A 24,673-nucleotide genomic window follows, 5' to 3' on the forward strand; every position below is an offset into this window, starting at 1 on the left:
TACGTGCTCCCCACCACACCCCTTCCGGGGCGGAACCAGGGCTACCGGACGCTGCGTCCTCGCAGGTGTGCAGCGTCATGAGGCCGGCGGCAGCGCCGCCACCGCCATTCATCTCCGGTTCCGGCTCCTGGGCGGCGCCCTGCTGGCCGCCCATCTCCTCGTCGTCGGCTTGCTGACGCTGCGACCACTGGACGTGCCCTGGGCCGCGGCCGCGAACCTGACCCCGCTGGAGGGGATCAGGGCGGACCTCGCCTACGGGCCTCTGGAGGGCGCCCGCCGGATCGGCGAGGGACTGGCGCTGCTGGCCCCGCTCGGGGTGCTGCTGCCGCTGGTCAGCGGTCGGCTCGCGCCGTCGGCGCTGTCCGCGTGGTCCTCGCTGGCCCGGACCGCGGCGGCCGGCGCGCTGATCTCGGTGTGCATCGAGATGCTCCAGACCGCCGTGCCGGGCCAGGTGGTCGACGTGGACTCGGTCCTGCTGAACACCGTCGGCGTGCTGCTCGCCCACGCGGCCGTCGTACCGGCGCTGCGCGCCCGGATGCGGCGCTCACACAGCGCTTATCAGGGACCCACCCCGAGAATTACCAGGGTCGGGCTCGGTCCGTGGACCGAGGTTCTTTCGGCGGTTCCCCGCGAGTATTGAGGCATCGAACGCAGTGCTGGTTTCACAGCGCCGATCTCAATGTGAGGAGAACCCCATGAGCGCCCTTGTCCGCCCCCGTGACGGTCGATGGATCGGCGGCGTCTGCGCCGGACTGGCCCGGCGTTTCGGAATATCCGCCAACACGATGCGCGTCATATTCGTCGTCTCGTGCCTGCTGCCCGGCCCGCAGTTCCTGATCTACCTGGCGCTGTGGCTGCTCCTGCCGAACGAGAAGTCCGCCTCCACCGCCTGGTAGGGCGGGGTCAGCCGGCCCGCTGGACCTTTTCCAGCTGCTTGTCGGCGACTTCCTGCGGCACCTGCGTCTTCTGCTCGGCCGCCGCCACGTTGAGGGCCATCAGCCGCACGATGGTGTCGCCCTCGCGTACGACGACCAGGTGGACCTGGGCGGAGACGCCCTGGGCGGCCGCGGTCGTGGTCCAGCTGACGCTCTCGTCGCCGGTCGTGCGGTAGTCGGCGGCCCGCACCTCGCGGTAGGTGCCGGACTGCTTTTCGACCGTGGCGGTGAAGCCCGTGGCGCAGGCGGGCACGGCGGCCTTGAGGCGGGCGATCAGCGCCTTGGCGTCGCTCTCGGCGTAGGTGCTGACGGAGGCGGAGACGGCGAGTCCGACCTGCTTCTGGGAGCCGATGCCCCGGTTTACGGTCTCGCGCGCGGCCGGGTCCGGCTTGTCGCCCATGATGTCGGCCAGCGGCTGACAGGCCTTCTTGTCGGCCTGCGGCTGGCCGTCCGGGGCGTTGGGGTTCTTGCCCTCCGCGGAGACCTGGTAGCCGGGCAGGTCGCCCTGTTCCAGCGCGGACCGTTCCGCCTTGCTGCCGCCGGTCTTGGGCGTGGCGGATCCGCCGGTGGCGGTGGCCGCGGGGGCACCGGGCGCGCCGGAGGCGCGGCTCGCGGAGCCCTTGGGGTCCGGGTCCTTGCCCGTCGGGGACGTGTCCGTACTGCTGCATCCGGCCGCCGCGAGCAGCAGGGCGGGGACCAGCGCGACCACGGTCGCTCGTACCTTCATGCGCATGACCAATAACCTCATACCGCGTACGTCGGCGGGCAGTTGGTGGTGATCGTGACACACCGCACGGCGGCACACACACCTCGTCGAAGAGGTGTGCGACCGCCGTGCACGCGTTCGTGTCGCGGCAACGTCAGCCGTTGAGGGCGCCGGTGACCGGGCCCAGCAGACCCGTGACCGCGGCGGTGGGGTCGCTCGGCTGTCCGCCCTCTTCGGAGGCCGACTGCTGGCTGGTGACACCCTGGAGCGCACCGGTGGCGCTGCCCAGCGCGTCGGTGAGACCGACGGCCGGGAGGGCCGCGGCCGAGGCGGAACCGGCGGCGACGGCGGCGAAGGCGGCACCCAGAGCGGCGGCACCGATGATCTTGGCAGCTGACTGCTTCATGAAAACGTGTCCTTGCGACGGGGAATTGAGCGGCTCCGCAAACTAGTCACTTCAAACCGCCGCCCGCAAACATCCGTAAATATGAGAAAGCGCCCGGGAATTGCTCCTCCCGGGCGCTTTCAGTACGTCATGCCATGGCCTAAGCCGAGACAGAACCGCTGGTGGAAGCGGTCTGCTGGAACAGCCACTCCGACTTCAGCTCCGCATAACCAGGCTTGATGACCTCGTTGATCATGGCCAGTCGTTCATCGAAAGGAATGAACGCGGACTTCATCGCATTGACGGTGAACCACTGCATGTCCTCCAGCGTGTAGCCGAAGGTGTCCACCAGGTGCTCGAACTCGCGGCTCATGCTGGTGCCGCTCATCAGGCGGTTGTCGGTGTTGACCGTGAGCCTGAAGTGCAGCTTCCGCAGCAGGCCGATCGGGTGCTCGGCGTACGAGGCGGCCGCGGCCGTCTGGAGGTTCGACGTCGGGCACATCTCCAGGGGGATGCGCTTGTCCCGGACGTACGAGGCCAGGCGGCCCAGCGTCACCGAGCCGTCGGCGGCGACCTCGATGTCGTCGATGATCTTCACGCCGTGACCGAGGCGGTCGGCGCCGCACCACTGCAGGGCCTGCCAGATCGACGGCAGGCCGAAGGCCTCGCCCGCGTGGATCGTGAAGTGGTTGTTCTCGCGCTTGAGGTACTCGAAGGCGTCGAGGTGGCGGGTGGGAGGGAACCCGGCCTCGGCACCGGCGATGTCGAAGCCGACCACGCCGTTGTCGCGGTAGCGGTTGGCCAGCTCCGCGATCTCCAGCGCGCGGGCGGCGTGGCGCATCGCGGTCAGCAGGGCGCCGATGCGGATGCGGTGGCCGTTGGCCTTCGCACGCCGCTCGCCCTCGCGGAAGCCGTCGTTCACGGCCTCGACGACCTCTTCGAGGGTCAGGCCGGCTTCCAGGTGCTGCTCGGGGGCGTAGCGGATCTCGGCGTACACGACGCCGTCCTCGGCCAGGTCCTCGGCGCACTCGGCGGCGACCCGGAAGAGGGCCTCCTTCGTCTGCATGACCGCGCAGGTGTGCGCGAAGGTCTCCAGGTAGCGCGGGAGGGAGCCGGAGTCGGCGGCTTCCCGGAACCAGATGCCGAGCTTGTCGGCGTCTGCCTCGGGGAGGCTCTCGTAGCCGGCCTCGCGGGCCAGCTCGATGATGGTCCCGGGGCGCAGTCCACCGTCGAGGTGATCGTGCAGGAGCACCTTCGGGGAGCGGCGGATCTGATCCGGGGTCGGCAGGTTGGGGGTCTCGCTCGTCATCTGGGCACTCTAGCTCCTACGCGCGTAGAGCGGGTGACGGCCGCGAGCGCCGATATGTAACAGAGACCGCACGGACGGATGTCGTACACCTCGGCGTCTGAGACTGTTCCGCCATGGCACAGCATGCGCCGCCGGCGCGCGGGGCCCGCCTGGGGCGGGCAGCCGGCGCGAGAACCGGCTCGGGTTCGACGGAAAGCCCGGTCAACGGGGTGGTGCTCCTTCTTCCCGGAGCGTCCAGATTCTCCCCCGGTCCGCTGCGTCCGCTCGGGCGGGCGCTGGCCCGGGCGGGCGGGGCGGAGGGGCTGGTCGCGCACACCGTGATCCACGGTGGGGACGCCTCCCGCGAGGAGCAGGCGGGGTGGGCGGCGGACGAGGCGGTGCGGCGGTACGGGGACGTGCCCGTGTGCCTGGCCGGCTTCGGTGCGGGAGGCCTGGCCGCGCTGCGGGCGGCGGGCCACGACGCCGTCAACTCGGTGGTGTCGCTGGCCCCTTGCCTGGGAGAAGCGGTGGCGGCGGACTCGCCTGAACCGGTGAAACAGCTGTCGGGGCGGCAGGTGCTGATCGTGCACGGCACGAACGACGCGCACAGCGACCCGGAGGCATCGTTTCTGCTGGCGGCGCGGGCCAAGAAGGCGAATCGTTCCACGTGCCGGTTCGAGGTGCACTCGGACGGTCACGGGCTGCGCGAGCACCAGCCGGAAGTCGTCGCACTGGCCGTGGACTTCGTCCTCGGCGCGGTGTGCTCGAGGCGGTACTCGCGGCCGGTGACGGACGCGCTGGCCGCTCCCCCGCCGCTGGGTCTGCGGATGCCGCTGGCTTCGGGGTTCGGGCGCTCGCTCCGGCGGTGAACCGCGGCTGTCGCGCGTACCGTGAGGAGTGAACTCGGGGCCTTTCCTCCCGGAGGCGATGGGCTATGGCCGGATTGACGTTCCGGAATTTCGACAAGCCGGACGAGACACGACCGTTCCCGGACGGCAAGGGCAGGCTGGACGTCTTCAACACTGGGGGCGGCGCCGTCGGCCGTGCCGTGTTCGAGCCGGGCTGGCGCTGGTCGGAGCACATCAAGCCGCTGGCGGGCACGGAAAGCTGCCAGTCCGCTCACACGGGGTACGTCGTGAGCGGCCGCATGAAGATCGTCATGGACGACGGGGAGAGCGGCGAGATCGGTCCGGGCGACTTCATCGAGATCGCGCCCGGGCACGACGCCTATGTCCTCGGTGACGAGCCCTGCGTAGCGCTGGACTGGACCGGCTACGGCGACTACGCGAAGCCGGTCTCCGGCTGACGCAGCTGACGCGTCCACCGTCCCGGCACGCCCTGTCCGAGCAGACCCGCGGCCCGGTCCAGGGTGCGGGCCAGCGAGCCCGCCGTCGGGGCGGTGGCCAGGACGTACGCGTGGTGCAGACCGCCCGTCGGGGCGCGCCGGACCGTGGCGCCCGGCGGGATCTCCAGCTGGACCCGGATCACTCCCGGCACGGCCCGCGCCGCGGCGATCCCCGGGCGGACCCCGCCCGGGCCGCGGCCGGGCGGGAAGTCCACGTACCGCAGCCCGGCGTAGGCGGTGCGCGGGCTGCACACCGGGTCGGGCAGGTCCAGGGCGGCGGCGAGCACGAGGCCGAGGACGTCGGTTCCGTGGGCGGCCCGGAGCAGCCGGCTGAACTCCTCGGCGCCGGGGCGGGCGTGGGCCTCGACGAGGCGGGGGCCGTGCGCGGTGAGGATGACCTCGGTGTGGGAGGGGCCGTCGTGGTGTCCGGCGAGGTCGAGGACGCCGCGTACGAGGGCCCGTACGGCCTGCGCGGTCCCGGGATCCAGGGCGACCGGCAGGTCGTGGCCGGTGGCGGTGAGGCGGGGGCCGGTGCGCCTGCGGGACCAGCCCAGGATGCGGTGGTGCCCGGCGCGGGAGAGGGCCTCGACGGTGAGCTCCGGGCCTTCCAGGTACTCCTCGACGAGGAGGTCGGTGACCTCCGGATAGCCGTGGGCGGCGGCCCGCGCCTCGGTTTCGTCGTGGACGAGCCGGACCCCTTCGCCGTCGGCGCCCGCCCGGGGCTTGATCACGCACGGGTAGCCGATGAGGGTGGCGACGAACGGGAGGGTTTCCGCGCGTCCGCAGCGGGCGAAGGAGACGGGCCGGGCGGGGTGCAGGGTGTTGGAGCGGGCGCGCAGGGCGGCCTTGTCCATGAGGGCGGTGACGGCGGCGGTGGGGGTGCCGGGCAGGCCCAGTTCCTCGTTGGCGCGGGCCGCGGCGAGGGCTCCGGCGGCGTCGAAACCGAAGACGGCGGCGCGGCCGCGGCGGACCGCCTCCATCCGGCCGACGGCCCCGACGAGGTGCCGGTGGTCGCGCCAGTCCGTCCGTACCCGCCGCTCCGCCCCCTCACGGTCGGATGGCACCGATGGATCCGGCGCGACCACCACGGTGCGGGCACCCGCACGGCGGGCGGCCGCCACCACGGCGGGTCGCGGGCTCAGCAGGACAGCCAAGGGCCCCCGTTCTTCCCTGGGTGTCCGCTGTCGCATACCGCGCTCCCCCCTCACGCCGTGTGACCACTGTGCCGCTTCGGCATATGCCGAAAGCCGCCGGACAGGGGTCGTCTTGTCGCCTTGCGGGAATACGAGGGGTTTACGAACAGACACACTCCGGGACGAATAGGCATATGCCAGCCGATCAAGCCGAAGATCTGAGCCCCGCGGCCCGGCGCCTCTACGCCTACGCCGTCGAGCGGCACGCCTTTGATGCGGGCGAGGCCACCGAGGCCCTGGGCGTGCGCGCGGCCGCGGCCATCACGGAGCTGGCCGCCGCGCACCTCCTCCAGCGGGCGCCCGGCGGCGGGCCCGACCGGTGGAGCGCCGTCGCACCCCGGGCGGCGGCGGCGCGGGCGCTCGCCCCGCTGGCCCTGCTCGTACGGGAGACCCACGACGAGATGGACCGGCTGCGGGGGCGGCTGGAGACGCTGGTGCCGGCGTACGAGGCGGGGACCGCACACCGGGACCTGAGCGGGTCGGGGCGCCTGGAGCTGGTGACGGACCTGGGCGCGGTACGGGGGCTGATCACGGAGCTGGTCGCGGCGTGCGAGCGGGAGCTGCTGACCTCGCAGCCGGGCGGGGGCCGGCCGCTGGAGACTCTGGAGGAGTCGATCGGGCGGGACGAGTCGCTGCTGACGCGCGGGGTCCGGATGCGCACGCTCTACCAGCACACGGCCCGGTACTCGCGGCCCACGGCGGCGTACGTCGAGCGGGTGACGGCGCTGGGCGCGCAGGTACGGACGCTGGGCGACGGGCTGATGCGGATGCTGGTCTTCGACGACCACACGGGCCTGATGGAGGTGCCGGAGCGCAGCGGGGCGGCGCTGGTGGTGCGCGAGCGGAGCGTCGTGCACTTCATGACGTCGGCCTTCGAGCGGTCCTGGCTGGGGGCGGAGCCCTTCCCGACGACGGTGAGTCCGGAGGCGGCCCGGTCGATCTCGGACGAGCTGCGGCAGACGATCGTACGGCTGCTGTCGGAGGGGCTGGAGGACAAGGTGATCGCGCGGCGGCTGGGCATGTCGGAGCGGACCTGCCAGCGCCACATCGCGGAGATCATGCGGGCCGTCGGCGCCAAATCCCGCTTCCAGGCCGGGTACTTGCTGTCCTCGCAGTCACCGCCCCAGGCGGACGAGCAGCCGGGCGACTAAGCGGGCGACTAGGCGGGCGGCTCCAGTTCGGGGATCAGGCGGCCGCGGCGGGAGAGCAGGAAACGCTTGAACTCCGCCACCGGAGGGGTGTCGGGGTGGCCGTCGAGCCAGGCGACGCCGATCTCGCGGACGGCGCGCGGGGCGGTCACCGTCAGCTCGACGACGCCCGGGCGGGCCACGGCCGGCGGCGGCAGCAGGGCCACGCCGAGACCGGCGGCTACCAGGCCGCGCAGGGTCTCGGCCTCCTCGCCCTCGAAGGCGACGCGGGGGACGAACCCGGCCTCCGCGCACAGGTCGTCGGTGATGCGGCGCAGGCCGTAGCCGGGCTCCAGCGTCACGAAGGTCTCCTCGGCGGCCTCGGCGAGGCGGATGCGCTTGCGGCCGGCCAGGCGGTGGTCGTCGGGGACCACCAGGCGCAGCCGCTGTTCGTCGAGACGGCGGGCGACCAGGTCGGGGGCGTCCGGGACGGGTGAGGTGAGGCAGAGGTCGAGTTCGCCGGACCGGAGCTTCTCCAGCATGGCCTCGCCGTAGTTCTGGACCAGGGAGAAGCGCACGCGCGGGTGGTCGGCGCGGAAGGCGCGGATGAGGCCGGGTACGGTCTCGGAGCCGAGGGTGTGCAGGAAGCCGAAGGCGACCTTGCCGAGGGCCGGGTCGGCGTCCTGCTGGACGGATTCGGCGGCGCGGGCGATCCCGTCCAGGGCCTGTTCCGTGGAGGCCAGGAAGGTGCGGCCCGCCGTGGTGAGGGCGACGGTGCGGCCCTTGCGGGCGAACAGGGTGACGCCGAGATCCTGTTCCAGGCGGACCATGGCCCGCGACAACGTCGACTGGGGAACGCCCAGTTCGTGGGCGGCGCGGGTGACGTGCTCGTGCCGGGCGACGGCCGCGAAGTACGCCAGGCGCGGGGCCAGCAGACGTGTCACGGCCATGTCTTCTTCGTAACGGTTCATCGACGTGCGCCGCCCTGAGCTGTGCTGATGCGTGAGTGGATCGATTATCGCGATTCTGTGCATTGGACGCATCAAAAACACGGGCCTACCTTCGACGTATGCCTCCCGTTCATACCGGGGCACCCGTCATCCCGGGTGCCTCCACCTCGTTGTTTCCGCAGCCCAACCGCCCCGAGCTCCGAGCCCCCGGCCGCCCCGGCTACCGCCGGATGAGCCTCGCGCTCTTCGCCGCCGGACTGGCCACCTTCGCCCTCCTCTACTCCACCCAGGCGCTGCTGCCCGCGATCTCCGACGGGTTCGGGGTGACGGCGGGTCAGGCCAGCTGGACGGTGTCCGCGGCCACCGGCGCGCTCGCCCTGTTCGTGCTGCCGCTCAGCGCGCTGTCCGAGCGGTTCGGGCGCACCCGGATGATGACCTGGTCGATGGCGGTGGCCGTGGGCGTCGGCCTGCTGGTGCCCTTCGCGCCGAGCCTGGAGTGGCTGGTGGTACTGCGGGCCGTACAGGGCGCGGCGATCGCCGGGATCCCGGCCTCCGCGATGGCGTACCTGGCGGAAGAGGTCAAGCCGAAGGCCCTGGTCGGGGCGATCGGCCTGTTCGTGGCGGGCAACTCCATCGGCGGCATGAGCGGCCGCCTGGTCACCGGATGGGGGGCGCAGCTCGGCGGCTGGCGGGCGGGCCTGCTCACCGTCGGGCTGATGTCGCTGGCCTGCGCGGCGGCCTTCCTGGTGCTGCTGCCCCGGGCGCGGTTCTTCCGCCCGGCCTCGCTGAACCCGCGCGCGGTGGGCCGTACCGTGGCCGGTCACCTGCGCGATCCGCTGCTGCTGCGGCTGTACGGGATCGGCGCGCTGTTCATGACCGTCTTCGGCTCCGTGTACACCGTCATCGGCTACCGGCTGGTGGACGAGCCGTTCTCGCTCGGGCAGGGCGTGATCGGGTCGATCTTCCTGATCTATCTGGTGGGTACGGTCTCCTCGGCGGCGGCCGGGCAGCTGGTGGCCCGCACGGGGCGGCGCGGCGCGCTGTACCTGGCCGTGACCACCACCGCGCTCGGGCTGCTGCTGTCGCTGTCCGATTCCCTGGCCGCGATCCTGGCCGGGCTGATCCTGATCACCGCGGGCTTCTTCGCCGGGCACGCGGTGGCCTCCGCCGCGGTGAGCCGGACGGCGCGGACGGGCCGGGCGCAGGCCTCGGCGCTCTACCAGTCGGCGTACTACCTGGGCTCCAGCGCGGGCGGCACCCTGGGCGCCCTCGCCTACCACTCGGCGGGGTGGGCGGCCACGGTGGGCATCGCGCTGCTGGCCGTGCTCGGCGTCGTCTCGATCACCCTGTACGGGTCCCACGCGGCCCGCGCGGAGCGGCGCATGCCCGCTTCGGCCGCGGCCGCGCGCTGAGGAACTCGTCGGGAAAATCGGGAAATACGTCCCCCCTACAGGCAACTCGCGCTGGTTTTCCGGGCATTCAACACGGAGAACGAATGCAGGGCGAGCAGGGGAGGACGCGATGGGGACGCCTGTGAATCGGACGACGCGCATGCGCGCAGGGCGGCGGGCGGTGGTGGTGTTCGGGGGTGCGGTGGCGCTCGCGCTGCCGCTGGTGGTCGCGGGGGGCGGGGCGGCGCAGGCCGCCTCCTGCAACCTCGGCACCGGGCCGTACCAGCGGCAGGTCGAGCAGTTCCTGGGGCGGCCGGTGGACGGCAGGCAGTCCTCGGCCGACTGCACGGCCATCAGGTCGTTCCAGGCGAGCCACGGGATCACCCCGACCCAGGGGTACGCGGGGCCGCTGACCTGGCAGACGATGAGCACGATGCTGGCCCAGCGGGCGGCGGGCAGCACCCCCGACAAGGCCGGCAACTGCCCGGTGAACCGGGGGCGGATCGCCTGCGTCGACCTGACGCGGCAGCTCAGCTGGATCCAGGACGGCGCCACGCTGAAGTACGGCCCCGTCCCGGTCCGCACCGGCAAGGACGGCACGGAGACCCGGACCGGCCTGAAGAAGATCTACTACCGCAGCATCGACCACTGGTCGACGATCTACGACGTCGCGATGCCTTACTCACAGTTCTTCGACGGCGGCATCGCCTTCCACTCGACCACCAAGAGCATGTGGAACCCGCCCGGCTCGGGCGGCTGCGTGAACATGCGGCCCGCCGACGCCAAGGCGTACTGGAACCTGCTGGGCAACGGCGAGGACGTCTATGTCTACGGCCGTAAGCCGGGCACGTAAGGCCTCGCCACACCTCGCTCGCGGCCGTTGCGGCCGTTGCGGCCGTTGCGGCTGTTGCGGCCGTTCGGGCTGCCGTTGTCAGACCCCTCCGGTAGGTTCCGAAGGAGTGGACCTACCTGGGGGCGACAGCCATGAGTGACCTCGCGACGACACCGCCGGACCTGGATGCCGCGCTGGACCGCTACCGGGTCGAGCTGACGGGCTACTGCTACCGGATGCTCGGCTCGTCCTTCGACGCCGAGGACGCGGTGCAGGACACGTACATCCGTGCCTGGCGCAGCTACGAGAAGTTCGAGGGCCGCTCCTCGCTGCGCTCGTGGCTGTACCGGATCGCCACCAACGTCTGCCTGGACCTGCTGAACGCGGGGAACAAGCGGGCCCGCCCGATGGACCTGACCGCCCCGCAGCACCAGGCCTCCGCCGTGCTCAACGAACGGCCCGAGGTGACCTGGCTGGAGCCGGTCCCCGACGGCCGGGTGCTGCCGCAGACCGCGGACCCGGCGGAGATGGCCCTGGCGAAGGAATCCGTGCGGCTGGCGTTCGTCGCGGCCCTCCAGCACCTGCCGGCCAAGCAGCGGGCGGTGCTGATCCTGCGCGAGGTGCTGGCCTGGAAGGCCGACGAGGTCGCGCAGCTGCTGGACACCACGGTGGCTTCGGTGAACAGCGCGCTGCAGCGGGCGCGGGCCACGCTGGCCGGCAGCCGGATCCGCGAGAGCGAGGCCGCCGATCCGCTGGACGCGGACCAGGCGAAGCTGCTGGAGCAGTACCTGTCCGCCTTCGAGGCGTATGACATCTCGCGGCTGACGACGCTCCTGCACGAGGACGCGGTGCTGTCGATGCCGCCGTTCGACCTGTGGCTCCAGGGCCACGAGGACATCGCGGCCTGGCACCTGAACCAGGGCATCGGCTGCAAGGGCTCGCGCCTGATCCCGACGACGGCGAACGGGATGCCGGCCTTCGGCCAGTACCGGCCGGCGGCCTCCGGGAAGGGCCACACCCCGTGGGCGCTCCAGGTCCTGGAGGTCTCAGACGGCAAGATCGTCGGGCTCAACGCCTTCCTGGACACCGCCCGGTGGTTCCCGCTCTTCGGGCTCCCCGAGCAGCTCGACGAGGCCCACGAGGTCCAGTAGGGCCCGCAGGGCGGGGCCGGCGCCGATGACGGCGAAGCCGGCGCCGTGACCTCGGGCGGTCAGCCGCAGCCGGGCCAGGGTCTCCACCTCGACCAGGCCGGGCGCGGTGACGGCGGTGGCGTCACACACCACGGCGGTGGCCCCGTCCTCGTACAGCCGCGCCAGCCGGGCGCACAGTCGCGCCGTGTCCTGCGCGTCGGGTCCGGGTCCGGGCAGCACGAGTCGTTTGATCTCCACGAGGGGATGACTCCCCCACCGCCCGGAACTCATCGGGCGCGGGACGGGGCGCGGGACGGGGGAGGCCCTTCCGGGCCTGTGAAAAGACGTCGGCGCGGCTCCGGACGGGGAGCCGCGCCGACGGGACCGGGGTCCGGGATCAGGCGATGCGATCCAGGACGATCGGGGTGGCGGAGAAGGCCGTGCCCGCCGGGGCGACGTCGTACGAGCCCTCCAGGGAGGCCAGGGCGTAGTCGAACTTCTCCGGGGTGTCCGTGTGCAGGGTCATCAGCGGCTGGCCCGCGGTGACCGTGTCGCCCGGCTTCGCGTGGAGCTCGATGCCCGCGCCCGCCTGGACCGGGTCCTCCTTGCGGGCACGGCCCGCGCCCAGGCGCCAGGCGCCGACGCCCACCGCGTACGCATCGAGGCGGGTCAGGACGCCCGACGCCGAGGCGGTGACCACGTGCTGCTCGCGGGCCACGGGCAGGGCCGCGTCCGGGTCGCCGCCCTGGGCCGCGATCATCCGGCGCCAGTGGTCCATGGCGGAGCCGTCGGCCAGGGCCTTCGCCGGGTCGGCGTCCTTGATGCCCGCCGCGTCCAGCATCTCCTTGGCCAGGGCGATGGTCAGCTCGACGACGTCAGCGGGCCCGCCGCCGGCCAGGACCTCGACCGACTCGCGGACCTCCAGGGCGTTGCCGGCGGTCAGGCCCAGCGGGGTGGACATGTCCGTCAGGAGCGCGACGGTCTTGACGCCCGAGTCGGTGCCCAGACCCACCATGGTCCGCGCCAGCTCGCGCGCGTCCTCGATGTTCTTCATGAAGGCGCCGCTGCCGACCTTCACGTCGAGGACGAGGGAGCCCGTACCCTCGGCGATCTTCTTCGACATGATCGAGGAGGCGATCAGCGGGATGGCCTCGACCGTGCCCGTCACGTCGCGCAGGGCGTAGAGCTTCTTGTCCGCCGGGGCCAGGCCGTCGCCCGCCGCGCAGATGACCGCGCCGGTGGTGTCCAGGACGTGCAGCATCTCCTCGTTGGACAGCAGCGCACGCCAGCCGGGGATGGACTCCAGCTTGTCGAGGGTGCCGCCGGTGTGGCCGAGCCCGCGGCCGGACAGCTGCGGCACGGCCGCGCCGCACGCGGCGACGAGCGGGGCCAGCGGCAGCGTGATCTTGTCGCCTACTCCGCCGGTGGAGTGCTTGTCGGCGGTGGGGCGGGAGAGGGAGTCGAAGTTCATGCGCTCGCCGGAGGCGATCATCGCGGCGGTCCAGCGGGCGATCTCGGCCCGGTTCATCCCGTTCAGCAGGATGGCCATCGCCAGTGCCGACATCTGCTCGTCGGCGACGACACCGCGGGTGTACGCGTCGATGACCCAGTCGATCTGCTCGGGGCTCAGCTCGCCGCGGTCCCGCTTGGTCCGGATGACGGAGATGACGTCCATGAAGTGCTTCCTTCTACGCGCATAGAGAGAGGGGTGAGAGGAATTGCGACGGCCCTCCGCCCCACAGGGGGCGAAGGGCCGTCGGCACGGCTATCTCAGGTGGTCGGGCCCGAAGGCCTGGGGCAGCATCGCCGCCAGCGGAAGGATCCCGTCCGGGGTCTCCACCAGCAGCTCCGGTCCGCCGAACTCGAACAGCAGCTGGCGGCAGCGCCCGCACGGGACGAGGATCTCGCCCTTGCCGTCCACACACGTGAAGTGCGTGAGGCGGCCGCCTCCCGTGGCCTGGAGCGAGGAGACCAGCCCGCACTCGGCGCACAGGCCCAGCCCGTAGCTCGCGTTCTCCACGTTGCAGCCGGTCACGACCCGGCCGTCGTCCACGCGGGCCGCGACCCCGACCGGGAAGCCCGAGTACGGCGCGTACGCGTGGGTCATGGCCTCCCGGGCCGCGACCCGGAGGGCTTCCCAGTCCACGGCCTGGGCTGCCGGAGCCGAGGTCACTTGCCCTGGCCCTTGCGGTACGGCAGACCGTCCGCCTTGGGCATCCGCAGCCGCTGCGCCGACAGCGCGAGCACCAGCAGGGTGGTCACGTACGGAGCCGCGTCCACGAACTGGCTGGGCACCGAGTCGGTGAGCGCGTACCAGAGGCACAGCAGCGCGGCGCAGACCGCCGAGATGCCGGCCTGGAGGTACTTCTTCTTGTACAGCTGCCAGGCGCAGACCAGCACCAGCAGGATCGCGATCAGCAGCAGCATCGCGTGGACGTTCGTGGCGCCACCGCGCAGCTTGAGGCTGTCGATGAAGCCGAACAGGCCCGCGCCCAGCGCCATGCCGCCCGGCATCCAGTTGCCGAAGATCATGGCGGCGAGACCGATGTAGCCGCGGCCGCCGGTCTGGCCCTCCTGGTAGATGGGGCTGGCGACCTCGGACAGGTACACGCCGCCGAGGCCCGCCAGGGCGCCCGAGACGATCACGGCGACGTACTTGTACTTGTAGACGTTGACGCCGAGGGACTCCGCGGCGGTGGGGTTCTCACCGCAGGAGCGCAGCCGCAGACCGAAGGAGGTCCGCCACAGCACCCACCAGGTGCCCGGGATCAGCAGCAGGGCGACGATCGTCAGCAGCGACAGCTCGGTGACCAGGCCGCCGATGACGCCGGCGAGGTCCGAGACGAAGAACCAGTGCTTGGCCTGGAGATCGGCCATCCAGTCGGACAACCCCGGCACGGTGATCTTGTAGATCGGCTCGACCTGCGGCGACTGCTTCGAGGAGCCGCCCGGCGCGTCGGCGAAGGTGAAGTTCGACAGGTACTGGGTGAAGCCCAGCGCCAGGATGTTGATGGCCACACCGGAGACGATGTGGTTGACGTTGAACGTGACGGTCATGATCGCGTGCAGCAGGCCGCCGGCGGCGCCGCCGGCGATGCCGACCAGCACACCGGTCCACGGACCCCACTGGTAGCCGGCCCAGGCACCGAACCAGGTGCCGAGGATCATCATGCCCTCGAGGCCGATGTTGACGACGCCCGCGCGCTCGGCCCACAGGCCGCCGAGGCCGGCGAGGCCGATCGGGACGGCGAGGGAGAGGGCACCGGAGACCTGGCCGATGGAGGTCAGGTCGTTCGCGCCGCTGATCAGGCGGACCAGCGAGAGCAGCGCGAGGCCGCCCGCGATGATCAGCAGGATCCAGGGCAGGGTGAGCTTCTTGCGGCCGCCGGACTTCTTGGGGGCGGCAGCCGTCGCGGAGACAGTGCTGGTGCTCACGCCGCGACCTCCTTGTCGGTCTTGATGGCGTGCCCGGCGGCGAGCTCCTCGCCGACCTTCTGCTGCTGGCGCCGGATGCCGTAGCGGCGGACCAGTTCGTACGAGACGACGACCGCGATCACGATCAGGCCCTTCATGATCGTGCCGATCTCCTTCGCGTACCCGGCCTGGTCGAGCGAGGCCGAGGCCTTGTCGATGAAGGCCATCAGGAACGCGGCGAAGAGCATGCCGACCGGGCTGTTGCGGCCGAGCAGCGCGATGGTGATGCCGGTGAAGCCGACGCCGACCGGGAAGGCCAGGTTGTAGGTGTGCGTCTCGCCCAGCAGCTGCGGCATGCCGGCGAGACCCGCGACCGCGCCGGAGATGAGCATCGAGGTGATGATCATCTTCTTGGCGTCGACGCCGGAGGCCTGGGCGGCGGACTCACTGGCACCGGTGGCGCGCAGGTCGAAGCCGAAACGGGTCCGGTTGAGCGTGAACCAGTAGACGATGCCGAGGGCGAAGGCCACGAAGGTGAAGCCGTAGAGCTCCAGCCCGTCGCCGAGGGACACCGCCGGGAACCAGCCGGACTCGGCGATGTCGCCGGTCGTCAGGTCGTTGGAGCCCTCGATCTGGACGCCGAGGTTCTTCGTCAGCATCAGCCAGGCGATCAGGCTGGTCGCGATGGCGTTCAGCATGATCGTGGAGACGACCTCGCTCACCCCGCGCTTGGCCTTGAGGACACCGGCGATGCCGGCCCAGAAGGAACCGACGAGCATCGCCACGAGGATGATCAGCAGCAGGTGCAGCGGGCCCGGCAGGGTCACGGCCGCACCGACCACGGCGGAGAGCATCGCCGCGAGGCGGTACTGACCGTCGACGCCGATGTTGAAGAGGTTCATCCTGAAGCCGATGGCCACGGCCAGGGCCGCCAGGTAGTACGTACCGGCCTGGTTCACGATGAGGACCTGGACGTCCTCGTAGCCGGCGTTCTCCACCATGAGGCGCAGCGGCTCGATCGGGTCGATGCCCGTCGCCGCCAGCACGATCATGGTCAGCAGGAAGGCGCTGACCAGGGCGAGTGCGGGTCCGGCGAAGCCGAGGAGCAGCCGGTCCTTGTCGAATTGCTTCATCGGGCCTCGTCCTCCGGTGCATCGGTACCGGGCGCGGTACCGGCGGCGGAGTGGTTGTCGGTTGCTTCCAGGTGCCCGGAGGCGGCGCCCGTCATGGCGGTGCCGAGCTCCTCCGGGGTGACGGTCGCGGGGTCGGCGTCCGCGACCAGGCGGCCGCGGTAGATCACGCGCAGGGTGTCGGACAGGCCGATGAGCTCGTCCAGGTCCGCGGAGATGAGCAGGACGGCCAGGCCCTCGCGGCGGGCCTCGCGGATCGCGTCCCAGATCTGCGCCTGCGCACCGACGTCCACACCGCGGGTGGGGTGGGCGGCGATGAGGAACTTCGGGTTGTGGCTCATCTCGCGGCCGACGATCAGCTTCTGCTGGTTGCCGCCGGAGAGCGAGGACGCGGTGACCTCGATGCCGGGCGTGCGGACGTCGTACTCGCGCACGATCCGCTCGGTGTCCTTGCGGGCCGCCTTCGTGTCGAGGATGCCGCGCTTGGAGTTGGGCGCCTCGGTGACGTGGCCGAGGATGCGGTTCTCCCACAGCGGGGACTCCAGCAGCAGGCCGTGCCGGTGGCGGTCCTCGGGGATGTAGCCGATGCCGCCCTCGCGGCGCTGGCGCACCGGAACCTTCGTGATGTCCCGGCCGTCCAGCGTGATCACGCCCGTGTCGGCGGGGTTCATGCCCATGAGGGCTTCGATCAGCTCGGTCTGGCCGTTGCCCTCGACACCGGCGATGCCGAGGATCTCGCCCTTGTGGATGGTGAAGGTGACGTCGTCCAGCAGGAGACGGCCGGCTTCGACGTGCTCGTGGAGGGTGGAGTCCTCCGGGGCCTGGCGCACCAGGATCTCCGGCTCGGCGATGACGGAGTCGTCCGCGGTGCGGGTCAGGCCCGCCACCTTCAGCATCGGGACGTCCGTCACGGTCGACTCGCGGGTCTCCGGCGAGGGCAGCTCCGCGCCGACCATCAGCTCGGCGAGCTGCTTGGTGGTGGCGGTCTTCGGGTCGGCGGTGCCGACCGTGGTGCCGCGCCGGATGACGGTGATGTCGTCGGCGACCTTCAGCACCTCGCCCAGCTTGTGCGAGATGAAGATGACGGTCAGGCCCTCGGCCTTGAGCTCGCGCAGGTTGTCGAAGAGTGCGTCCACCTCCTGCGGCACGAGCACGGCGGTCGGCTCGTCGAGGATGAGGATCCTGGCGCCGCGGTAGAGGACCTTGAGGATCTCCACGCGCTGGCGGTCTGCGACACCGAGGTCCTCGACCAGGGCGTCGGGACGCACGCCGAGGCCGTACGCGTCCGAGATCTCCTTGATCTTCTTACGGGCCTTGGCGCCGATGCCGTACAACTTCTCGCCGCCGAGAACCACGTTCTCCAGGACGGTGAGGTTGTCGGCGAGCATGAAGTGCTGGTGCACCATGCCGATGCCGCGGGCGATGGCGTCGCCGGGGCTGTGGAAGGAGACCTGCTCGCCGTCGATGGCGATGGTGCCCTCGTCCGGCTTCTGCATGCCGTAGAGGATCTTCATCAGGGTCGACTTGCCGGCGCCGTTCTCGCCGATCAAGGCATGGACCGTGCCCTTGCGGACGGTGATCGCGATGTCCTTGTTGGCGACGACGCCGGGGAAGCGCTTGGTGATGCCGTGCAGTTCTACGGCGGGGGGCGGGCTGGACGCGTTGATGACGCACTCTCCTTGGCGCGGAAGGAGCGGAAGGCAGGGGGGGACAGGGCGGGGAGTGAAAGTATCGCGTCCACGATGCTTCTACGCGCGTAGCACTGTCGGAAGTGAAAACTTGCGGCCACACAGGCCGCTCGATCACTGGTGTGAATTCAGAACGCGGCTCGGGGCCCGGGAGCGATAGAGACCGCTTCCCGGACCCCGGAGACCGCGACTGAGTGTCAGAGACGACCTTACGGGGCGGTCTTGACGTTGATCTTCTTGGCGATGATTTCGGCCTTGGCCTTCTCCACCGCGGCGATGACGTCCGTCATCTCCTTGTACTTCGGGTTGGAGTCGGCCAGGCCGACGCCGTCCTTGTCCAGGCCGTAACGGATCTCACCGGTGGTCGGCTTGCCGTCCTTGACCGACTTGATCAGGTTGAAGACCGAGTCCTCGACGTCCTTGGTGACCGAGGTCAGGATGGCGTCCTTGTACTTCGACAGACCGGCCTGGTTGTACTGGTCGGAGTCGACGCCGATGGCCCACTTGCCCTTGGCCGAGGCGGCCTCGATGGCACCGGAGCCGGCCAGACCGGCGGCGGCGTAGACCACGTCGGCGCCCGCGTCGAGCTGACCCTGCGCGGCGGCCTTGCCGAGGTCGGGCTTGGCGAAACCGTCGAAGTTCGGCGGCTGGGTCAGGTACTGGGACAGCACCTTGGCGTTCGGGTTGGTGTCCTTGACGCCCTGCGTGAAGCCCGCCTCGAACTTCTTGATCAGCGGAACCTCGACACCGCCGATGAAGCCGACCGTGCCGGTCTTGGACACCTTGGCGGCGGCGACGCCGGCCAGGTAGGAGCCCTGCTCCTCGTTGAAGACGAGGTTGGCGATGTTCGGGCCGGTCACCGAGGTGTCGTCGATGATGCCGAACGTGGTGTTCGGGAACTTCGGCGCGACCTTCTTGATGGCGGGGGCATAGGAGAAACCGACGCCGATGACCGGGTTGTTGCCCTTGCGGGCCAGCTCGGTGAGGCGCTGGACCTTGTCGGCCTCGCCCTCGCCGTCGGTGGGCTCCGCCTCGGCGCCCTTGATCTTCAGCTCCGACTCGGCCTTCTGCAGGCCGGCGTAAGCGGCGTCGTTGAACGACTGGTCGCCGCGGCCACCGATGTCGTACGCGATGGCGGTGCTGGCGTCCTTCGAGTCCGAAGATCCGGTGTCCGACGAGTTCTTACCGCCACAGGCGGTGGCCGAGAGGGCCAGCGCAGCGGACGCGAGGCCCACGGTGGCGATCCTGGTGATCCGGCGCAAGGGGAGGCTCCTTCAAAACCTGACCGAAGCGCCACGACCGGCGCTGGTTTCGCGGCGATCGTAACGCGCGTAGATGTCAGTTAAAGGCCCGTTCATGAGTCGTTATCGGATCGTCGCGAACCGGACAGTGACCGATCGGTAACTCCTCATGTGCCCAGCCCTTGTGTACCAAGGGCTGGACACCTCCGCCGCGAGATGCGCGAATGTTGTACCGGATTTTGGGGCGGCGGGCCCTTGCCCTTACCTGACGGCTCCCGGGCGCCGCCCGTCCAGCAGGGCGGCGGCCGTGAAGAACTCGACGCCGACGGCGATGGCGGACTCGTCCACGTCGAAGTCGCCCCGGTGCAGGTCGTGCTTGGCGGTGTCCCCGGGCCGGCGCACCCCCAGGCGGGCCATGGCACCCGGGACATGCTCGAGGTACCAGGAGAAGTCCTCGCCGCCCAGGCTCTGCTCGGTGTCCTCGACCGATCCGGCGCCGCAGCGGACCGTCATCGCCTCGCGCAGCAGTTCCGTGATCACCGGGTCGTTGACCACCGGGGGCACCCCGCGGACGTGGTTGATCTCGAACTTGGCCCCGTGCATCGTCGCGACCTCGTCGATCGCCGCGTGGATCATGTCCGGCGCCTCGTGCCAGGCGTTCAGGTCCAGGCACCGTACGGTTCCGGACAGCTCGGCGTGCATCGGGATCACGTTGCAGGCGTGCCCGGCCTCGATCCGGCCCCAGGTGACCGACATGCCCGAGCGCGCGTCCATCCGGCGGGTCAGCAGCGCCGGGACGTCCACGGCCACCCGGGCGGCGGCCGTCACCAGGTCGGTGGTCAGGTGCGGGCGGGCGGTGTGCCCGCCGGAGCCGGAGAGGGTGACCTCCAGCCGGTCGCACGCGGAGGTGATGGGGCCGGGCCGCAGCCCGATCCGCCCGGCGTCGACCCGGGGGTCGCAGTGCACGGCGATCATCTTCCCCACGCCGTCCAGGACCCCGGACTCGATGGCGTCGGTGGCCCCGCCCGGGAGCACCTCCTCGGCGGGCTGGAAGAGCAGGCGCACGGGGCGGGGCAGCAGGCCCTGGCGGTCGAGCTCGGCGAGGACCAGTCCGGCGCCGAGGACGATCGCGGTGTGCACGTCGTGGCCGCAGGCGTGGGCGCGGTCCGGGAAGGTCGAGCGGTACGAGACGTGCGTTTTGGCATCCGGGATGGGCAGGGCGTCGATGTCCGCGCGCAGGGCCAGCATCGGCCGTACGCCGTCCCAGGTCCCCACGTCACAGACCAGGCCGGTTCCGGACTTCAGCACCCGTGGGCGCAGGCCGGCTTTTTCGAGCCGGGCCTTGATCGCCGCCGTGGTGCGGAATTCCTGGTGTCCGAGCTCCGGGTACATGTGCAAGTCCCGGCGGAAGGCGATCAGTTCGGCACGCAGGTGGTCCGGAAGCTTGCCGGGCAGCTCGGGCCGCTCGGACACGGCGGGCTGGGCGGTCTGGGACTCGCGGGACATCAACTGGTTCACCCGTTGAAGGGTAGGCGCACCAATGGCCCAACTGGCTGAGGATCACGAAAAGTTCATGCCGTTAGGGGAAAGAAACCCGACCTCTGGACGCATGACCGGCTGCACCCGGGGGTACACTCGCCCGCTCATCCGGCCGCGGAAGCCGCCTGAGCGGGGAGTCTGCGGACATCGCGGGCCGTGTCGGTGACCCCGGCGAGGAAGCCGCGGGCACGGGGCGACGCGGACCCGGTGAGCCAGTCGGGGTCGATATCGCATACAGCGACGGTGACTCCGGTGCCGGTCAGCGCGTACGGCAGGGTGTGGACGACGGTGGACGGAAAGCTGACGATCGTCCGGCCGACCGGTCCGCGCCGCGCGATCAGCTCCAGCGGCAGGTCCGGGCGTACGATCTCCAGCCCGGTCGCCTCGCTGAGCGCGCGCAGCTTCTCCGGGGACTCGCGGCGGTGCGCGAAGTAGCGGGTGGCGCCGTGCACGCGGGTCAGGGTGCGCACCGCGTCCAGGTAGCAGGCCGGGTCCACCACGCCCGTCTCCACGAGCGAGGTGCCGACCAGGTCGGTGCCCTTGGTCAGGCGCGGCGGGCCGAAGCGGGCCCGGGTCCAGGCGAAGTCGTTGACCCGCAGCGTCATCGTGCCGTGGGCGGTCACGGGCATCGAGCTGAACACCTCGACGCGCCGGGCTGCTTTTGTGCCGGTGGCCTTGGCGGCCTTGAAGCGGCGCCGGGCGGTCGCCGAGACCGGTGCGTACGCCAGCTCGCGCACCCGGCCGGCCGGCCCTCCGCCGCCGACGCGGTGCCAGCGGACCAGGCGTTCGCCGCGGGCGGTCTGGGCGATGAACTCCATGGTGGCGGTGCCGTCGTCGACCACGACGAGCTGCTCGGCCCGTACCAGGGTGAGCAGCAGCTGGACGTAGCGGGAGAAGGGGTCGCCGACGACGACCGTGCGCGCCGCGCGCACGTCGCCGGCCAGGGCGGCGAGCGCCCTCAGCGGTGCGAGCCGGCCCCCGCGCGCCTCCTGCCAGCGGACCTCGTGCCCCTCGTCGCGGGCGAGCGCCGCCATCCGGCGCAGCTGGCCGCGGGACATGGGGTCGGTGGGGGGCAGGACGACGATCCGCATCCGCGCCGCCGGCGTACCGCCCGGACCGGCCGGTCCGCCCGTGCCGCGGCCCGGCTGGCTCGGAACGCCGTCGAGCAGCGGGACGGACTCGCCGGGCGCACTGCCGGAGTACGCCCACTCCAGCACGTTCAGGAGCTGGACCGGGCTCTCGACGAACGCCAGGGTGGGGGCTGAAGTGGGCATCACGTACTCCTCGACAGGGGACGGATCTCGTACGCGGCGGCGGAGCGGGGGCCGGACCGGGGTCAGACGGCGGCGAGCTCGCCCTGTACGCGGCGGAGCTTCTTCATGGGGCCCAGCTCGGACTCGTAGACCCGCTTGACGCCGTCGCCGAGGGCGGTCTCGATGGTGCGGATGTCGCGGACCAGGCGGGCGAGGCCGCCGGGCTCGACGGAGGCGGCCTGGTCGGAGCCCCACATCGCGCGGTCGAGGGTGATGTGCCGCTCGACGAAGGTGGCGCCGAGGGCGACGGCGGCCAGGGTGGTCTGCAGGCCCGTCTCGTGGCCGGAGTAGCCGATCGGGACGTTGGGGAACTCGTCCTGGAGGGTGTTGATCACCCGCAGGTTGAGTTCCTCGGCCTTGGCCGGGTACGTCGAAGTGGCGTGGCAGAGAAGGATGTTGTCGCTGCCGAGCACCTCCACCGCGTGGCGGATCTGCTTCGGGGTGGACATGCCGGTGGAGAGGACGACGGTGCGGCCGGTGGCGCGCAGGGCGCGCAGCAGCTCGTCGTCGGTGAGCGAGGCGGAGGCCACCTTGTGGGCGGGGAGGTCGAACTTCTCCAGGAAGGCGACGGCCTCGGTGTCCCACGGGGAGGCGAACCAGTCGATGCCGCGCGTGGTGCAGTACTCGTCGATGGCGCGGTACTCGTCCTCGCCGAACTCCACCTTGTGGCGGTAGTCGATGTAGGTCATGCGGCCCCAGGGGGTGTCGCGCTCGATGTCCCACTGGTCGCGCGGGGTGCAGATCTCGGGGGTGCGCTTCTGGAACTTCACGGCGTCGCAGCCGGCTTCGGCGGCGGCGTCGATCAGGGCGAAGGCGTTGCCGAGGTCGCCGTTGTGGTTGATGCCGATCTCGCCGACGACGTACACGGGCTGTCCGGGGCCCGCGGTGCGCGATCCGAAGCTGCGGAGGCGGGTGTTGGGGGAGGCGGTCATGACAGGTGACGTCCTTCGGTGCGGGGGTACGAGAGCGGGTGTTGCGGGTGTGGCGGGTGCTGCGAGGGGTGTGAGCTGCGGGTCGGGTCGTACGTCGAGCAGCGGGGCGAGCAGACGGGCGCGCTCCAGGTCGTGCGGGTCGTCGATCTCCAGGACCCGCGCGGGGTCGGTGGCGACCGGGAGCGTGCGTCCGAAGAAGCGGTGGCGGGCGGCGCGGAAGCCGACGGCGTCCATGGCGTAGGCGGCGCCGGTCTCCAGCAGGTCCTGGGGGCGGTCCTGGCGCCGGGGGCGGTACGCCGTCTCGTGGTTGACCCCGGTGCCGAAGCCGTCGGGGTCCTCCCGCCAGAGGAAGCCGTGGAAGGGGGCCACGGTCAGGGCCGAGTCGGCGGCGCCGGAGGCGACGGCCGCCGCGACGGACTCCACGTCGGAGGCGGCCAGGAAGGGGCTGGTGCACTGGACGAGGAGGACCACGTCCACGGTGACGGAGTGCAGTTCCTCGAAGGCGGTGAGGGCGTGCAGGAGGGCGGCCTCGCTGCTCGCGGTGTCGCCGGAGATCGCGGCGGGGCGGGTGATCACGTCGGCGCCCGCGGCGCGGGCGGCGGCGGCGATCCCCTCCGAGTCGGTGGAGACCACCACGTCGGTGACGGTCGGCGCGGCGAGACAGGCCCGGACGGCGCGGGCGACGAGCGGGATGCCGGCGACCTCGGCGAGGTTCTTGCCGGGGACCCCCTTGGAGCCGCCGCGCGCCGGGATCACGGCGAGGACGCGGGGGCTCACAGCTCCCCCATCCGGCGGATCACCGGGGCCACGCGCTGCACCCCGTGCCGGTAGGCCCCGCGGGCGGCCTCGCGCAGGTGGGCGCGGAGCTTGCGGCGCAGCCGGGACTGCCCCGCCGTCTCGCGGACCGCGCCGGGCAGCGGGCTGCCGTCGGGCGCGAGGTGCTGCCGGGCGAGGATCCCGGGCAGGTACCGGGGGGCGGTGGTGAGCGTGTAGTACGGGGCGGGGGCCGGGAGCCGGTCCCGGTCCGCCAGCTCGGCGACCTTCGCGCGGGCGGCGGCGTAGGGGTCCCCGCCTCCGGCGACCCCCTGGGCGGCCAGCCAGTCCGGGTGCGCCTTCGGCAGCAGCCCGGCGTCGAGCTGGTCCCACGAGGCCAGGCAGCCGGAGCCCAGGAAGTGGTGGTTGCCGAGGGCTTCGCGGATGCCGAGGTCGGTGAGGACGGCCGTCGGGATGGAGCGGTGCAGGGACTCCAGGGCGGCGGTGGAGGAGACGGTGACCAGCAGGTCGGTGCCGTCCAGCACCTCGCCCATGTTCCCGTACACCAGCCGGCAGTTGGGCGGCAGCCCGCCGGGGAGCTTGGCGGCGAGCCGCTGGTACGGCTGCTCCTCCAGGTGCGTGGTGTGTTCCCCGGGGCGGCTGCGCAGCTTGATCAGCACCTCGCGCTCCGGGTGCAGCCGCGCGTGCCCGGCCGCCCGCTCCAGCAGGTACGCGCGGTCGGCGCGGCTGTCGGGCACGGAGGGCTGGACGGCGAACACGACCGTGTGGGTCCGGGATCCGGCCGGCTCGTACGCGGCCCCGCCGAGGAAGGGCAGTGCGGTCTCGGTGACGGCGCCCGCGTCCGCGCCGACCCCCTCGTACACGGCACGGAACCGCTCCGCGTCGTGGCGGGAGTTGGCCAGGACGAGGTCGGCGCCGTGCCGCAGCAGCAGCCCGTCGGCGAGCTTCTCGTATACGACGCCCACGTACCCGGTGACGAGGACGGGGCGGCGCGACGGCTCGGGCCACAGGGCGCGGGCTCCGTGCAGGACGGCCTGGACGGCCCCGCCGACGAGGGAGAGGACGACCACGTCGTAGTGCTCCCGCCCGATCTCCGCGAGGAATTCGGCGCAGGTCACCTCGGCCGGCCGGTCACCCTGGACGCCCACCTCACCGAGCTGGCGCGCGGTGGGTGTGGCACGTCCGCGCAACAGGAATCCGGTGAGCTGGTGGTCGGGCACGAGACGGCGGGCGGTGAGTGCGCCCCATTTCCATCGCGTGTCGGAATCTGCGATTACGGCGACGCGTTTGCGTTCTGGCACGCGGCAGAAGCTATTCCGCAAATTCGGTGATCGGCCCAACGAACGCACAACAGCGGGTT

At 71.5% G+C, this 24,673-nt stretch carries 24 protein-coding genes and 1 pseudogene; 8 read left to right on the forward strand and 17 right to left on the reverse strand.

Annotation, left to right across the window (positions count from 1 at the left end; translation table 11 throughout):
* Positions 1-67: 67 nt before the first annotated feature.
* Both OHA89_RS15120 and OHA89_RS15125 read left to right on the forward strand, forming a co-directional pair.
* Positions 68-640 carry a VanZ family protein gene (locus OHA89_RS15120; RefSeq protein WP_266607952.1) on the forward strand — a complete coding sequence of 191 codons (573 nt, stop codon included), beginning with the start codon at positions 68-70 and terminating at the stop codon, positions 638-640.
* A gap of 55 nt (positions 641-695) precedes the next feature.
* The gene (locus tag OHA89_RS15125) at positions 696-896 is read left to right on the forward strand and encodes a PspC domain-containing protein (RefSeq protein WP_215149346.1); all 201 of its coding nucleotides are present in this window, start codon (positions 696-698) and stop codon (positions 894-896) included.
* A gap of 7 nt (positions 897-903) precedes the next feature.
* On the opposite strand, the gene OHA89_RS15130 is transcribed toward OHA89_RS15125, so the two are convergent.
* From OHA89_RS15130 to OHA89_RS15140, 3 genes are all read right to left on the reverse strand, one after another.
* Positions 904-1,668 (reverse strand): hypothetical protein, encoded by a 765-nt coding sequence (locus OHA89_RS15130; protein WP_266607957.1) that lies wholly within the window; start codon positions 1,666-1,668, stop codon positions 904-906.
* 127 nt (positions 1,669-1,795) lie between these two features.
* A complete protein-coding gene (locus OHA89_RS15135; RefSeq protein WP_257554549.1) occupies positions 1,796-2,047 on the reverse strand; it encodes a hypothetical protein in 252 nt (83 codons plus the stop codon).
* Positions 2,048-2,186: 139 nt separating this feature from the next.
* The gene (locus OHA89_RS15140; RefSeq protein ID WP_266607959.1) at positions 2,187-3,335 is read right to left on the reverse strand and encodes an adenosine deaminase; all 1,149 of its coding nucleotides are present in this window, start codon (positions 3,333-3,335) and stop codon (positions 2,187-2,189) included.
* Positions 3,336-3,448: 113 nt separating this feature from the next.
* Here OHA89_RS15140 and OHA89_RS15145 point away from each other — a divergent pair, with 113 nt between their 5' ends.
* Positions 3,449-4,183, forward strand: coding sequence for an alpha/beta hydrolase (locus OHA89_RS15145; protein WP_266607961.1), 735 nt, complete (start codon positions 3,449-3,451; stop codon positions 4,181-4,183).
* A gap of 65 nt (positions 4,184-4,248) precedes the next feature.
* Positions 4,249-4,620: a cupin domain-containing protein gene (locus tag OHA89_RS15150; RefSeq protein ID WP_257554562.1), complete on the forward strand. Its 372-nt coding sequence runs from the start codon at positions 4,249-4,251 to the stop codon at positions 4,618-4,620.
* On the opposite strand, the gene OHA89_RS15155 is transcribed toward OHA89_RS15150, so the two are convergent.
* Positions 4,596-5,813, reverse strand: coding sequence for an ATP-grasp domain-containing protein (locus OHA89_RS15155; RefSeq protein WP_266607963.1), 1,218 nt, complete (start codon positions 5,811-5,813; stop codon positions 4,596-4,598). The two genes, OHA89_RS15150 and OHA89_RS15155, sit on opposite strands and share 25 nt — an antisense overlap.
* A gap of 173 nt (positions 5,814-5,986) precedes the next feature.
* Between OHA89_RS15155 and OHA89_RS15160 the strand changes: the two genes are divergently transcribed.
* Positions 5,987-7,003, forward strand: coding sequence for a helix-turn-helix transcriptional regulator (locus OHA89_RS15160; protein ID WP_257554565.1), 1,017 nt, complete (start codon positions 5,987-5,989; stop codon positions 7,001-7,003).
* Positions 7,004-7,011: 8 nt separating this feature from the next.
* Here OHA89_RS15160 and OHA89_RS15165 read toward each other — a convergent pair whose 3' ends face one another.
* Positions 7,012-7,950 carry a LysR family transcriptional regulator gene (locus tag OHA89_RS15165; protein WP_215149354.1) on the reverse strand — a complete coding sequence of 313 codons (939 nt, stop codon included), beginning with the start codon at positions 7,948-7,950 and terminating at the stop codon, positions 7,012-7,014.
* A 98-nt stretch (positions 7,951-8,048) separates the two neighbouring features.
* Between OHA89_RS15165 and OHA89_RS15170 the strand changes: the two genes are divergently transcribed.
* The 3 genes from OHA89_RS15170 (at position 8,049) to OHA89_RS15180 (ending at position 11,303) form a co-directional block, all read left to right on the forward strand.
* The gene (locus OHA89_RS15170) at positions 8,049-9,341 is read left to right on the forward strand and encodes an MFS transporter (protein WP_406366372.1); all 1,293 of its coding nucleotides are present in this window, start codon (positions 8,049-8,051) and stop codon (positions 9,339-9,341) included.
* A 139-nt stretch (positions 9,342-9,480) separates the two neighbouring features.
* Positions 9,481-10,173 (forward strand): L,D-transpeptidase family protein, encoded by a 693-nt coding sequence (locus OHA89_RS15175; protein ID WP_406366374.1) that lies wholly within the window; start codon positions 9,481-9,483, stop codon positions 10,171-10,173.
* A 131-nt stretch (positions 10,174-10,304) separates the two neighbouring features.
* A complete protein-coding gene (locus tag OHA89_RS15180; protein WP_257554572.1) occupies positions 10,305-11,303 on the forward strand; it encodes a sigma-70 family RNA polymerase sigma factor in 999 nt (332 codons plus the stop codon).
* On the opposite strand, the gene OHA89_RS15185 is transcribed toward OHA89_RS15180, so the two are convergent.
* The 12 genes and pseudogenes from OHA89_RS15185 to OHA89_RS15240 all read right to left on the reverse strand — a co-directional run bounded on the left by OHA89_RS15185 (position 11,199) and on the right by OHA89_RS15240 (position 24,614).
* Complete coding sequence (locus OHA89_RS15185) at positions 11,199-11,540, reverse strand: STAS domain-containing protein (RefSeq protein ID WP_406366376.1); 342 nt, start codon at positions 11,538-11,540, stop codon at positions 11,199-11,201. The genes OHA89_RS15180 and OHA89_RS15185 overlap by 105 nt on opposite strands.
* 139 nt (positions 11,541-11,679) lie before the next feature.
* Positions 11,680-12,957: a thymidine phosphorylase gene (locus OHA89_RS15190; protein WP_215149359.1), complete on the reverse strand. Its 1,278-nt coding sequence runs from the start codon at positions 12,955-12,957 to the stop codon at positions 11,680-11,682.
* Between the two features lie 90 nt (positions 12,958-13,047).
* Positions 13,048-13,455, reverse strand: coding sequence for a cytidine deaminase (locus OHA89_RS15195; RefSeq protein ID WP_215149360.1), 408 nt, complete (start codon positions 13,453-13,455; stop codon positions 13,048-13,050).
* A complete protein-coding gene (locus OHA89_RS15200) occupies positions 13,452-14,717 on the reverse strand; it encodes an ABC transporter permease (protein ID WP_266607978.1) in 1,266 nt (421 codons plus the stop codon). The genes OHA89_RS15195 and OHA89_RS15200 overlap by 4 nt, the downstream gene beginning before the upstream one ends.
* A complete protein-coding gene (locus tag OHA89_RS15205) occupies positions 14,714-15,829 on the reverse strand; it encodes an ABC transporter permease (RefSeq protein ID WP_215149362.1) in 1,116 nt (371 codons plus the stop codon). Before OHA89_RS15205 ends, OHA89_RS15200 begins: the two co-directional genes overlap by 4 nt.
* Positions 15,826-17,493 carry an ABC transporter ATP-binding protein gene (locus OHA89_RS15210; RefSeq protein WP_266612267.1) on the reverse strand — a complete coding sequence of 556 codons (1,668 nt, stop codon included), beginning with the start codon at positions 17,491-17,493 and terminating at the stop codon, positions 15,826-15,828. The genes OHA89_RS15205 and OHA89_RS15210 overlap by 4 nt, the downstream gene beginning before the upstream one ends.
* A gap of 230 nt (positions 17,494-17,723) precedes the next feature.
* Complete coding sequence (locus OHA89_RS15215; RefSeq protein ID WP_266607981.1) at positions 17,724-18,776, reverse strand: BMP family protein; 1,053 nt, start codon at positions 18,774-18,776, stop codon at positions 17,724-17,726.
* A gap of 240 nt (positions 18,777-19,016) precedes the next feature.
* Positions 19,017-20,261, reverse strand: a complete 1,245-nt coding sequence (locus tag OHA89_RS15220) for an amidohydrolase (protein ID WP_215149380.1) — start codon at positions 20,259-20,261, stop codon at positions 19,017-19,019.
* A 137-nt stretch (positions 20,262-20,398) separates the two neighbouring features.
* A complete protein-coding gene (locus OHA89_RS15225; protein WP_266607983.1) occupies positions 20,399-21,568 on the reverse strand; it encodes a hypothetical protein in 1,170 nt (389 codons plus the stop codon).
* A gap of 62 nt (positions 21,569-21,630) precedes the next feature.
* Positions 21,631-22,539, reverse strand: a complete 909-nt coding sequence (locus tag OHA89_RS15230; RefSeq protein ID WP_257559347.1) for an N-acetylneuraminate synthase family protein — start codon at positions 22,537-22,539, stop codon at positions 21,631-21,633.
* A gap of 399 nt (positions 22,540-22,938) precedes the next feature.
* A pseudogene (locus OHA89_RS15235) lies at positions 22,939-23,316 on the reverse strand (cytidylyltransferase domain-containing protein); the annotation flags it as partial.
* Positions 23,313-24,614, reverse strand: a complete 1,302-nt coding sequence (locus OHA89_RS15240; protein WP_266607985.1) for a DUF6716 putative glycosyltransferase — start codon at positions 24,612-24,614, stop codon at positions 23,313-23,315. The pseudogene OHA89_RS15235 and the gene OHA89_RS15240, both read right to left, overlap by 4 nt.
* Between the last annotated feature and the right edge of the window lie 59 nt (positions 24,615-24,673).

It is taken from the genome of Streptomyces sp. NBC_01546 (assembly GCF_045208355.1).
In the GTDB taxonomy this organism is placed as follows: domain Bacteria; phylum Actinomycetota; class Actinomycetes; order Streptomycetales; family Streptomycetaceae; genus Streptomyces.